At 53.8% G+C, this 12,838-nt stretch carries 9 protein-coding genes; 7 read left to right on the forward strand and 2 right to left on the reverse strand.

Annotation, left to right across the window (positions count from 1 at the left end):
* Positions 1–3: 3 nt before the first annotated feature.
* Both Q2J34_RS08330 and Q2J34_RS08335 read right to left on the reverse strand, forming a co-directional pair.
* On the reverse strand, positions 4–1,812 hold the full coding sequence (locus tag Q2J34_RS08330; protein WP_300969965.1) for a hypothetical protein: 1,809 nt from the start codon (positions 1,810–1,812) through the stop codon (positions 4–6).
* Between the two features lie 42 nt (positions 1,813–1,854).
* Positions 1,855–4,866: a tetratricopeptide repeat protein gene (locus Q2J34_RS08335; protein WP_300969967.1), complete on the reverse strand. Its 3,012-nt coding sequence runs from the start codon at positions 4,864–4,866 to the stop codon at positions 1,855–1,857.
* A gap of 320 nt (positions 4,867–5,186) precedes the next feature.
* Here Q2J34_RS08335 and Q2J34_RS08340 point away from each other — a divergent pair, with 320 nt between their 5' ends.
* The 7 genes from Q2J34_RS08340 (at position 5,187) to truA (ending at position 12,041) form a co-directional block, all read left to right on the forward strand.
* Positions 5,187–5,585 (forward strand): hypothetical protein, encoded by a 399-nt coding sequence (locus Q2J34_RS08340; RefSeq protein WP_300969969.1) that lies wholly within the window; start codon positions 5,187–5,189, stop codon positions 5,583–5,585.
* Positions 5,586–5,855: 270 nt separating this feature from the next.
* Positions 5,856–6,083: a 4Fe-4S binding protein gene (locus Q2J34_RS08345; RefSeq protein WP_004331567.1), complete on the forward strand. Its 228-nt coding sequence runs from the start codon at positions 5,856–5,858 to the stop codon at positions 6,081–6,083.
* A 14-nt stretch (positions 6,084–6,097) separates the two neighbouring features.
* Positions 6,098–7,177 (forward strand): 3-methyl-2-oxobutanoate dehydrogenase subunit VorB, encoded by a 1,080-nt coding sequence (locus Q2J34_RS08350; RefSeq protein WP_300969971.1) that lies wholly within the window; start codon positions 6,098–6,100, stop codon positions 7,175–7,177.
* A 40-nt stretch (positions 7,178–7,217) separates the two neighbouring features.
* Positions 7,218–8,021 (forward strand): thiamine pyrophosphate-dependent enzyme, encoded by an 804-nt coding sequence (locus Q2J34_RS08355; protein ID WP_007365492.1) that lies wholly within the window; start codon positions 7,218–7,220, stop codon positions 8,019–8,021.
* A gap of 19 nt (positions 8,022–8,040) precedes the next feature.
* A complete protein-coding gene (locus Q2J34_RS08360; protein WP_298889090.1) occupies positions 8,041–8,586 on the forward strand; it encodes a 2-oxoacid:acceptor oxidoreductase family protein in 546 nt (181 codons plus the stop codon).
* 167 nt (positions 8,587–8,753) lie between these two features.
* On the forward strand, positions 8,754–11,234 hold the full coding sequence (gene topA / locus Q2J34_RS08365) for a type I DNA topoisomerase (protein WP_300969974.1): 2,481 nt from the start codon (positions 8,754–8,756) through the stop codon (positions 11,232–11,234).
* A gap of 18 nt (positions 11,235–11,252) precedes the next feature.
* Positions 11,253–12,041: a tRNA pseudouridine(38-40) synthase TruA gene (gene truA / locus Q2J34_RS08370; RefSeq protein ID WP_300969976.1), complete on the forward strand. Its 789-nt coding sequence runs from the start codon at positions 11,253–11,255 to the stop codon at positions 12,039–12,041.
* The last annotated feature ends 797 nt before the right edge of the window (positions 12,042–12,838 follow it).

A 12,838-nucleotide genomic window follows, 5' to 3' on the forward strand; every position in this document is an offset into this window, starting at 1 on the left:
TAATTATAATGCGGACCAGTTAAACTGTACCCCGATGCGCCCGCTGTAAGGCTGCGACATGTCGTAAGCACCTAGTCCGTAGTGCTGACTGTCGAAGGTGGCAAAGAGCGTCCACATCTTGGTCAAGCGGTACTGCGCCGTCACCTCAGCGGTGAGCCTTGTGAGCGAACCCCTAGCGGCACCCTCGCGAAGCCCGGTCTTGGGAGCTTGGGCGGGGTGCAGGATCTTGGTCGTGAGACTGGTGTCGTAGTAGACCACCCCACGAAGGTCTAGGCGCTTGGTAGGACGAACGGCCAACTTCGCATAGCCTTGGAAGTAAGGCTTGGGGACACGGAATGAGTAGTTGGCAAGACGGTTAAACTGCGCTCCGAGGCTCAGTTCACAGACCTTTGCAATGACGGTAGAGAGGTCTAGACCCGCGTAGAAGATGTCGAGCTTCGTGTACTCGTTGCGCTGCGACTGTAGCCATGAGCCGTAAAGCTCCTCGCCAGCGTAGTAGGGTAGGAGGTTGAAGCCGTAAGTGCGAGCGTAATGATCGTACCCGCCGTACAGCTCGTAGGTGCCAGAGCCGAGCTGGAGCTTGACTCCTGTGCGAGAGGCGAGCTGCTGACGCTCAGGTCTAGGCAGTGCGTTGAGCATGATGCCTGGTATGCGAGCTAGGTAGTCAAAGGGGTTGACATCTTGTAGCCCGCCCGACGCCTGCAGGTACCACTCCCAGCGTCTCTGATCAGAGAGCGACAGGCGAACCTCTGGGTAGACCAAAACCTCTTGGTTGGCTAAGTCTACGCCCACACCGCCTGAAAAGTCTAGATCGGCAAAGTTAACGAACCCACGATAGCGGAACTGCGGGTGCGCCCCTAGGAGGAAGAGCTGTGACGGCTGGCCCGTGCGGATACGCATATCGGCACCTAGTCCGAGAGACCAGTCGTCAGAGAGCTGCACAGCTGTAGCTCCATCGGCGTCTATCACGTGCATGTGCTCGCTTGCAATGAGATCTCTTTGGGCTGGGCTGGGTAGTGAGTGGGATAGGAAGGCGTAGCGTGCGCCAAGGTCAAAAGACCAGTTCTGCGCCTGGAGGTTGTCTATGCGTCCCGTCAGACTGTACTCGCGCAGTGCATCTTGCCAGCCAGTGCGGTCCAGTAGGGGTATCTCGTTCATCTGCATCCTCTGCTGCGTAGGCGTATGCGCAAAGATATGACTGCGTATGCCTCCCTGCAGCTTGATCATGCTCTCTCGCCAGTGGTAGCTGTAGCCTAGGACTCCCTCGGTAGCGTGGCGGTACATCTCCGTCTGTCGGGGAACTTCCTCAAGGTAGTGATAGTCTGGATCGGACTGGTCCATAGGTCCATGCACGGAGCGGTTAGGTCCGTTCTTGCTGAGCGAGAAAAGCTCCGACCGATGCGTCAGATCGAGCGAGAGGACATTGTGCTGGCTCCCAAAGTGCCACTGCCCCGCCAGATCCCCACCGAAAGCTGGTGCATAGCCTCCAAAGAGACGAGCCATGATGCCATTGTACGGCTGAGGCACCTCACGGGCAAAGCCCGACAGCTGAGGCGTCGGTGCTGGCGAAAGGGTCGGCGTGAAGTCTCTCGTGGAGCGAGGCGTCGCTGGGTTGTAGCGCTCGATCTGAGGCTTCGTCAGAGGTATCGGGGTAAAGATAGGATTGGTGTCATCGATCTGTCTCACCTTGTCGCTCACCACGGTAACCTCGCGGCTGATCGTGTCACGCTCGGCCAATGTTTTGGTGTTTTGAGCTAAAGCTGGGAGTAGTGTGCTGAGCAGGATTAGGAGGAGACTATATAGTCGTTTCATCGCTTGTAGACTTAATCGTTGGAATAGTAGGGTAGAGAGATATTAGCGAGCGGTGCTCTGGCGAAGCTGTGCAAGCTTTTCGGCAGCACGCTGACGTATCGGCGAGCTCTCGTCGGTGTAGTTCTTGAGCAGGCTCTCGAGGTATAGTCTTGCCGTGTCGGGGTCTCCCTTGGCGAGGTACCAGTCGGAGAGCGTTATGATCGTCTCGGCAGATAGTTCGGGGTCTGGGTAGGCGTCGTTGACCAACTTGTCGAGTAGCTGCTTCGAGTAGCTCTGCTGGATCTTGTTGGAGACGTAGTACTGAGCCAATAGGAGCGTCCCCTGAGTGCCAGCGTAGGTCTCTATGCGAGCGATAAGTGGCTTCAGCAGCGACTCGATCTGGTTGCCCCGACCTGTCTTCAAGTAGCTGGTCGCTAGGCGACAAGTCAGGCGGTCTAGTTGCTCTTGGCTCCACCCCTTAGACTTGTCTAGCTGTGGGGTTACGACCTTGATGACCCACTCATACTGTCCCGCTTGGAGCGCGCTCTCGGTAGCCGAGAGCAGTGTCGTCTGATAACTCGCTGGCTCTAGCGGTAGTGTGAGCAGCTCCTGCTGCAAGGGCAATGCCTGCGCATAAGCTCGCTGATGAAGGCGCATGGCTGACATCTTCTGAAGCAAACCGATGTGTAGCTCCTGCGACAATTGCTTGCGGCTGGGGTAGATGCGCTCATAGAGTGCTAGAGCGTCTGCCTCCTTACCAGCTCGCTCGTAGAGGTCGCCCAAGTAGTAGTGCGCTAAGAGCGAAGAGGCTCCCTGGGGCTTCAGAGCTAGATACTCCTTGAGCAAACGCTCTGCCTGTGGCTGTCGCGACTGGTAAGCACGCTCGGCCGTCTCGAAGGAGATGTTCATCGCCTCGCTCTCGTTGATGGCGTAGCTGCCGCCAATGCTATTCGCATACTGGACAAACTCTGTGGAGCGTCCCTCCTCGATGTAGATACTCTTGAGGGCTTCGTATGCCTGCTTTGCTTCGCCACTCTGAGGAGCCTCGGCTAGCAGAGCTTTGTACGTCTCGATAGCTCGGCTCGTCTCATTCCTATTATAATATAGTAGTGCCAACTGCAGGGCAGCCTTGCGCCCATACTCACTCTGTGGGTACTCTTGCGACAGGCGCGTGAAGGCTCCGATAGCCTCCGCATGCTGTCCCGACAGCTCCATAGCGCGTCCCTGATCGTACATAGCTCGAGGCTTGTAGAGACTGTTTGGGTGGCGAGCAACTAACTTATCGAGGGCAGCTATCTGCGCCTTGTAGTCCTTCTTGAGGCCCTCAATGTCTGACAACATGTAGAGCGCATAGACCTGATTGTCAGGTGCGAGTCTATATGCCTCCTCGTAGTAGCGAACGGCCGGCGTGTAGTGACCCTGCATGTAGTGTGTGTCTCCTAGACGGGCGTGGATATCAGCTTGTAGCGTGTTGTCGAGCGTGCCCTCTTGGAGTAGTATGGAGAGTGTCTGTGTGGCAGCACTGTACTGCTTCTGCTTGATCTGGCTGTAGCCTAGTAGGTAGCGAGCTATCTGTAGCTGCTGGCTGGAGGCTGTGCGCTTATTGAGGATGGCCGTGAGGGCTTGTGAAGCTTGCTTGTAGGCACCCTGCTGAGAGAGGAGCTGCGCCCCTAGCAACTCAGCCTCGGTCTGGTGAGCAGACTTTGTGGCTAGTTGCTGCGCCTGCTGGTTATAGCGTTGTGCTAGAGCCAAGTCTCCGGCTTGTTGCGCCTGCTGCGTGAGCTGATTGAGCAGATAGCACTGCGCCTCTACGATAACTGGCGAAGGTCTCTGGATGCGTCCTATAGAGGCTAGACTAGTCAAGTAGTCGGGGCTGCGGTAGTAGCTCTCGATGAGGAAGCGCTCCATAGCCTCACGGTGTGCCGACTGTGCGAATGTGTTGAGAAACTCCTCGCAGAGCCTTACCTCCTGACCAAACGAACCGCTAGCCTTGCTACGCATCAGCAATACCTGCTCATACATGGCAGCCTCACGGATCGTGGGTGCTACGGCTCTATCTGCCGCCACCTGATAGGAGGCAAGGGCTTCGGAGTAAAGCCCCATATCTCTACGAGCACGTGCTAGGTAGAGGTTGGCCACGCCACTGGTCTCCGCGTCGCCACGGGTCGCTAGGAGTAGGTGCGGGATGGCTTGCTCCGTGCGCTCTGTCTCCATGTAGGCAGCCGCTAGGATGAGTTGGTCTTCGGGAGTCAAGGCATTAGCCTTTTGCTCTGCTATTGGAGCAAGACGTTCGATCGCTTTGCTTGGCTCCTCGAGACGATACCAAGCATTTGCCTCTAGGATCTGACTCTCCGTGCGCTGCTCCTCCGAGAGATGTGCCGTGGCGAGTGCCTCGGTGTGCGTGAGCACCGACTGATAGTTTTGCCGATAGAGGGCTATCCGTGCTAGTCCCAGACGAGCATCGTACTGCAGATCTCCCTGATCTTGTATCGGGATGAGTGTGCGCTCAGCCTTGTCCAGATTGTTTTGCGCGATGTATAGCTGCGCTAGATAGAGCCTAGCCACATCGCCCCAGTAATCATCACCTGCAGCGGTCATCTCAAAGAGCTGCTCTACCTGCTCCACAGGACGGCCAGACAGTAGGAGTGCGTAGGCCATCTTGACCTGCCACTCGCTGCGTGCCTCACGTGTCAGGGTCCGCTCACGTACCTGCTCTAGCGTATGGCGTGCACGATTGTACTCCTTACTATATAGGTAGTGTGTAGCACGAGCTATACGAGCGACCTGCGCCTGACGGGAGATGGGATTGGTGGTGATATACTCCTCCAGCTCGGCAGCAGCATTCGGCCGCCCCAGCAGATGCGCCCCGTAGGTGGCAAACCACCCATCCACCTTGCTCAGTCGTTGTGCAGGGGTGAGGAGCGTCGTGGTACGCAGGGGTGAGCCCGCTGCGAGTGTCCCCTCGATAGCATGTTGCTCGGTGGGTATGCTAAAAGTATCTTGTGCCTGTAGTTGGTAGGCTAGTGGCAATTGCCCGCAGAGCAGTAGCGTGTATAGGAATCCTTTGTAGTTCATCGGTAATAGTCTTACTTAGGGGGCTCAGTCCACAGGATGCGCCCAATCGATTCTAACGCAAATCTACTGAAATAACTGCTGAGAGCAAAATGCGCCACCTTCGTACATTCCACTCACTAGCGCATTACGTTGCTACCCGTCTAGTGGAGCTTAGCGTTTTGTCGTTTGCAAAAAAAAGAACTATCTTTGCGACATAGTGATTGTTTCCAGCTTGTTTCATCTTCTGGTACAAGGTGTTGAAGCAACGGGAGACTTCAACGAGAGATCTAAAGAGAGTGAAATGATAAACTAAACAATACTAACTTCTAAGCTTTATAATTATGAAACATACGACATGGTTATGTGCTCTGCTCCTTTTCGTGCTACCACTCGTGGCAAAGGGACAAGAGACAGCGACGTTGGACAAATCTCAGCAAGAGATCGCTAAGGTCATAGAAACCGTTATGCATCTATCTGAGCAGGAGGCTATCCTCGAGCAGGCAGACGCTACGACACGCAAGGCTGTCGAGACTGTGCGAGCCCTCTCTGGCCAAAAAGAGTACAGCGAGAAGAAGGCTACAGACATCGCCTCTTCACTTACCATAGAAGACAATCACATCGTACTCCTCCCGAAGTATCAGCATCTAGCAGAGGCTGCAAGGTGGGATGGTGTATCCCTAGCTGAATTAGTGAAGGCCCTTGATGACTTTCGCTCAGCGACCCTAACTAGTCAGCCATAATCGACGGTGTAACCTGCATCTTATTGCACCTATCCGTCTAGAGACTGTCGCTAGTAGTGGCAGTCTCTACTCATTTTTAGGAGTCTATTCATCTACAAGAGAGCCTCTTTATGGAGAATATGTTAGGGGAACAATCTTTTTCTCTACCCAATGGTAGGTATTTCGAATATTCTTTGTACCTTTGAGGTCGAAGAAAACTAATTGTATCACAGTACTCGACTTTTGTCCTCTGACGGGAGGAGGGTGCAACATATCTATAAAGTACTACACATGGCAAAATTTAGAGGAGCAATCGTAGTCAACGAGCAGCGCTGCAAGGGGTGCAACCTCTGCGTTGTGGCGTGTCCTACTACGAGTATCTCGCTTCACCCAGACGAGGTGAACGACAAGGGGTATCACTACTGCTATATGAGCAGCCCCGAAACATGCATTGGCTGCGCAAACTGTGGCGTGGTCTGTCCCGACGGCTGTATCAGCGTCTATAAAGTAACCCTTTAATCCTAATAGCTATCATGGCAGAAGTAAAACTGATGAAGGGCAACGAGGCCCTGGCACACTCGGCAATCCTCAACGGACTGGATGGCTATTTCGGATATCCTATCACACCTCAGTCAGAGGTGCTTGAGACTCTTATGTCGCTACGCCCCTGGGAGAAGACCGGTATGGTCGTCCTACAGGCTGAGAGTGAGGTCTCTTCTATCAACATGGTATATGGAGGTGCTGGCGCTGGTAAGCGTGTCATGACTTCCTCCTCTAGCCCTGGTATCAGCCTTATGGCTGAGGGTATCAGCTACATCGCTGGTGCTGAACTACCTACACTGATCGTCAACGTGATGCGTGGTGGCCCTGGTCTAGGTACGATCCAGCCAAGTCAGGCTGACTACTTCCAGACCACAAAGGGTGGTGGACACGGTGACTACCGCCTCATCGTACTAGCTCCTTACTCTGTACAGGAGATGGTCGACTTCGTAGGTCTCGGTATGGATCTAGCATTTAAGTATCGCAACCCCGTCATGATGCTCAGCGATGGTATCATCGGACAGATGATGGAGAAGGTGGTACTACCCGATCAGAAGCCTCGTCACACTGATGAGGAGATCGCTGCTAGTTGCCCCTGGGCTACTACAGGTCATACGCCTGACAAGCGTGCTATCATCACATCTCTCGAGCTAGACTCAGCTGTGATGGAGCAAAACAACCTACGCTTCCAGGAGAAGTATCGTAAGATCGAGGAGAACGAGGTGCGCTACGAGGAGACGATGACTGAGGATGCTGACTACGTACTCGTAGCTTTCGGCTCTTCGGCACGTATCTGCCAGAAGGTTGTTCAGGTGGCTCGCCAAGAGGGTCTCAAGGTAGGTCTCGTACGTCCTATCACGCTATGGCCTTATCCATACGAGGTGATCACCAAGCTCGCTGAGCGTGGTGTCAAGGGCTTCCTCTCTGTCGAGCTCAATGCTGGCCAGATGGTCGAGGATGTCAGACTAGCTGTCAACGGTCGCTGCCCCGTAGAGCACTTCGGACGTATGGGTGGTATGCTATTCTCTCCAGACGAGGTCCTCAACGCTCTGCGTACGAAGCTCGTCAAGTAAGCTTACCCTTATCAATAACCAGTAACAGACAACAAGTATCATGGATATAAAGGATATAACCAAACCAGAGAACTTGGTCTATCAGAAGCCAAGTCTGCTCAACAATAATACGATGCACTACTGCCCTGGCTGTAGCCACGGTGTCGTGCACAAGCTGGTTGCAGAGGTCCTCGAGGAGATGGGCATGGGCGACCAGGCCGTCGGTATAGCTCCTGTGGGCTGCTCCGTCTTTGCATACAACTATATAGACATCGACTGGCAGGAGGCTGCTCACGGACGTGCGCCTGCTGTAGCTACTGCTATCAAGCGTCTATATCCTAATAAGCTCGTCTTCACCTATCAGGGTGATGGTGACCTAGCTGCTATCGGTACCGCTGAGACAATCCACGCTGCAAACCGTGGTGAGAACATTGTCATCATCTTCATCAACAACGGTATCTACGGTATGACTGGTGGTCAGATGGCTCCTACGACGCTACTCGGCATGAAGACGGTCACCTGTCCTGATGGTCGTACGCCAGAGCTCAACGGCTATCCACTCGTCATCTCTAAGATCCTCTCTGAGCTAGACGGTACGTGCTACGTCACTCGTCAGAGTGTACACACTGCTGGTGCTGTTCGCAAGGCTAAGAAGGCTCTACGCAAGGCTTTTGAAAATTCACTCGCAGGCAAGGGTACCAGCGTTGTTGAGTTTGTCTCAACCTGCAATACGGGCTGGAAGATGACCCCTGCTAAGGCTAATGAGTGGATGTCGAAGTTTATGGTCGACAAGTACGCTCTTGGTGACATCAAGGATGTCGAGTCTAAGGGTAGCAACGACGAGGTGGTTACAATGAAAATCTAATCAGACGAAAGGAACAACTATGAATTACGAAATAGTCATATCTGGCTTCGGAGGTCAGGGCGTACTCTCTATGGGTAAGATCATCGCTTACTCTGGTATCATGGAGGACAAGGAGGTATCGTGGATGCCTTCTTACGGACCTGAGCAGCGTGGTGGTACGAGTAACGTCACGGTCATCGTGAGCGATGAGCCTGTTAGCTCGCCGGTTGTCAACGAGTATGATGTAGTCATCGTACTCAACCAGCCATCACTCGACAAGTTCGGACCTCGTGTTAAGAAGGGCGGTATCCTCATCTACGACCCAGCTCTGATCCAGCACAAGTCTGACCGTAAGGATATCAACATCTACGAGGTACCTGCTACTGAGCAGAGCCTTGAGATGGGTAATGATAAGATCTTCAACATGATCATACTCGGTGGTATGCTCAAGGCTGCTCCTATGCTCAAGCTTGAGAGCATCATCGCAGGACTTAAGAAGTCGCTGCCTGAGCGTCACCACAAGCTGATCCCCCTCAACGAGGAGGCTATCAAGCGTGGCATGAATAGTCTGGTCAAGGTCAACTAGTCCACAGAGACCCTTACACGATATAATATAATGTCAAGGCGTCCGCCGATCTACTCGTTAGATTGACGGACGCCTTCTCTTTTTCTGCTAAAGCGTTTTGTTTCCTTATAAAAGAGTACCTTTGCACCGATTGAGACTATGGCAAGAGTCTCTGACAGCGTGAGATTATGGCAAAGCAGAAGAACTTAGTAATAGTAGAGTCCCCCGCAAAGGCGAAAACAATTGGCAAATTCCTCGGTGCTGACTACAAAGTGCTCTCGAGCTATGGACACATACGTGACCTCAAGCCGAGTAGCTTTAGTGTAGATGTGGAGCATCACTTCGCACCCATCTATGAGATTCCCGCAGACAAGCAGCGTCTTGTCTCAGACCTGCGCAAGGCGGCCAAGGCGAGTGACATCGTATGGCTCGCATCCGATGAGGATCGCGAGGGAGAGGCAATCGCATGGCACCTCTATCAGGTGCTAGACCTCAAGGATAAGGAGACACATCGTATCGCATTCCACGAAATCACCAAGAGTGCCATACAGCATGCCATACAGAATCCACGCTTGATCAACGAAAACCTCGTCGATGCGCAGCAGGCGCGTCGTGTCCTAGATCGTATCGTGGGCTTTGAGCTCTCGCCAGTCCTCTGGCGACGTGTCGGCCCCTCGCTCTCGGCTGGACGTGTGCAGAGCGTTGCTGTGCGTCTCATCGTAGAGCGGGAGCGCGAGATACTAGCTTTCCAGCCGGAGACCTCTTTTGCCATCACGACACGTCTAGAGACCAAGGGGGGAGACACCTTTACCGCTACACTCCCTGACAACCTTCCCTCCGAGGAGGCTGCTCGCCAGCTCATGCAGCGAGCTATCGATAGTCAGTCCGCTTTTGCTGTACAGCAGGTGGAGCAGAAGCCTGGGCGTCGCTCACCGTCGGCACCTTTTACGACCAGTACGCTCCAGCAGGAAGCCTCTCGCAAGCTCGGTATGAGCGTCTCCAACACGATGCGCGTGGCGCAGGCTCTCTACGAGCGAGGTCTCATCACCTATATGCGTACCGACTCGGTCAATCTCTCCAGCCTCGCACTCCACGATGCCGAGACGGTGATCCTAGAGCAGTGGGGTGCCGACTACTATCAGCGTCGACGCTATCACGTTAAGAGCAAAGGGGCGCAGGAGGCGCACGAAGCTATTCGCCCCACCTATCTGCGCAACGCTACGATACAAGGCACCAAGCAGGAGCAAGCTCTCTACGACCTCATACGCAAGCGCACACTCGCTAGTCAGATGGCCGACGCTCGCATCGAGCGGACGATAGCGCAGATCGCTTCGCAGGGTGCTGACCCCGTTCGTCTAGAGGCTCGTGGCGAGGTGATTGTCTTCGACGGCTTCATCAGCGCTTACACCGAGAGCCGTGATGACGAGGAGGATACCAGTAGCAATGAGCTTCCTAAGCTGAAGGCCGGAGACCTGCTACAGCTACGAGAGATAGAGGGAAGGCAATCCTTTACCAAGCCGAAGCCACGCTACACCGAGGCATCCCTCGTTCGCAAGATGGAGGAGCTAGGCATCGGTCGTCCGTCTACTTATGCTCCGACGATCCAGACGATCCAAAACAGAGAGTATGTGCGTCGTGGCGAGAGCCAAGGCGAGAGTCGCGATGTGCTATACCTCAGCTGGCAGCACAGCGCTGGAAATACAACGATCAAGTCGCACAAACAGAAGGAGCGCTACGGTGGCGATCGAGGACGGCTCGTACCCACCGATATGGGGATCGTCGTGACCGACTTCCTGATGGAAAACTTCTCCCGCGTCGTTGACTACAACTTTACGGCAGATGTCGAGGAGCACTTTGACAAAGTTGCCGAGGGTGAGGCACAGTGGCAAGATTTGATCGGCACGTTTTACGATAAGTTCCATCCGATGATCGAGGAGCAGAGCCAGTCTGGAGCCAAGCGCTATACCGGCGAGCGTCTGCTCGGCACCGATCCTGTCAGTGGCAAGCCGGTCATTGCTCGCATCGGACGCTACGGCCCGATGGTGCAGATCGGAGAGACACCCGACAACTCTCTCCCCGAGGCGGAGCGGGAGCGTCTCAAACCTCGCTTTGCTAGTATCCCGAGCAATCTGCTCATAGAGACCATCACGCTAGAGGAGGCACTGAAGCTCTTTGACCTGCCTCGCATGGTCGGTGAGTTTGAGGGTGGCGAAGTGGTTGCTGCTGTGGGGCGCTTTGGCCCTTACCTACGGCACAAAGGTGCCTTTACTTCAATCCCCAAGAGTAGCGGTCTGACACCCGAGGAGATAACCCTTCAGGAGGCGATCGAGCTCATCGAGGAGAAACGTCATAAGGATGCTGCGAGTCTGCTTAAGACCTTCCCCGAGGATCCCGACATTTCGATCCGTGACGGACGCTGGGGCGCTTACATCAAGGTGGGCAAGAAGAACTATAAGCTCACCAAGGAGCAGAAAGCTGACCCCATGAAGCTGACATACGCTGAGATAGTCGCTATCATTGCGGAGCAAGACAAAGAGACCCCGAAGAAGGGACGCACAACAGCTAAGAAGGCCGCTAGTACGGCTAAGAAGAAGACTACGACCAAGAAGACTACCAGCACTGCCAAGAAGGCTGCGCCTAAGCGTAGTGCGGCCTCTAAGTCTCGATAGCTACTTATCCTTGAAGCCATGGAGGCTCCTGTACAGCGTGTATTCCTCGAGGTCGCTTACGACGGCACCAACTACTGTGGCTGGCAGGTACAGCCTCGTGGTGTCTCGGTGCAGTCTGAGCTAGAGCGCGCCCTCTCTATACTCTTTCGCCAGCCGATACCAGTCACAGGCGCAGGGCGCACAGACGCTGGGGTACACGCTTACAGTATGATGGCGCATGCCGACCTTCCGATCCCGCATCCGCCGCTAGCACAGATACAGAGAGGCTTGTGTGGCATACTGCGTGGAGGTATATCCGTTCGCTCTATCACGCCGGTCATCCCGACGGCTCACGCACGCTTTGACGCTACCTCACGAAGGTATCACTACTACATCTCGGCTTGTAGCAACCCCTTCTGGGGCGACTACTGCTGGGAGCGACGCACGCTCCCTGATATAGAGCTGATGAATGAAGCTTGTCGCCACTTGATCGGTGAGCACGACTTCACCTCCTTTAGCAAGCTACACACGCAGACGAAGCACAATCGCTGTACCGTCTATATAGCGCATTGGGAGCAGGTTGAGATGCCTGGTCTCTGGGATGCGATGCGCTACGAAGTGTGTGCCAATCGCTTCCTCCACGGCATGGTGCGCACGATGGTGGGGACGCTCCTCGAGGTGGGCTACGGACAGCGCACGCCAGACTCTATCGCAGAGCTGATCCTGTCTGAAGACCGCACGCTAGCTGGCTCAGCAGCACCAGCTCGTGCGCTTTTCTTCGTCGAGGCAACCTATCCCGACTCGATCTACAGCACAGATCTCCAGTAAAAGCTTCGTCGACTAATATATTGATCCACTAACACCTACCAAGGGGTTGTCGTATCTGCGGCAACTCCTTTTTTATTCGACTAATCTCCAGTTTCTTCCGCATGAAACTGTAGTGCCAACGGGGGGTGGCACTAGGGCTGACGCATTATAATAATGATCTCATCGACCTCTCTACTCCTCGCTGGTCGCTAATGTGTAGTTTCTGAAAGAGCAATTATGATGCGTCAGCCCTAGCTGGGAAAAATCGACACCGACTTACTACAATAATTTAGACCTGGCTACATATCGAAACGGAATTGTGTCGGGGAAAAGTGATTCCCACCTAGATATTTCAAAATCTCCACGTGGGGAATAAAAAATTCTTCGGAGGAATGAAATGAAACTTCGGAAGAATCAAATGAAACTTCGGAAGAAATGAATCACGCCCACGTGGAAAATAAAAAACATCCACGTGGAGATTTGAGATTCACCACGTGGATATTCGAGAAAGGAGAGAATCGGACGAATTTCCCCGTAAAGATATGTAAAGATGCTAGAGGTTAGAAATTAGAAGTTAGAGATCCGATCACTCTGATAGCTCCGATGGTTCCGATAGCTAACAGCCAACAGCCAATCCATGGCTGACACGTTATATATAATGCCCCCCATCTATGCCTCGCTTGTCGCTAATGGGTTGCTTCTGAAAAGACGATTATAATGCGTCAGCCCTGGGGGTGGCACTGGATTTTCACCCTAGTGGCACTGATAGTTAGCTCATTTTTGCAGGGCAACAAATAGAAAAGGCTGCAGCACCCTGC

The organism is Porphyromonas vaginalis, assembly GCF_958301595.1.
Lineage (GTDB): Bacteria > Bacteroidota > Bacteroidia > Bacteroidales > Porphyromonadaceae > Porphyromonas > Porphyromonas vaginalis.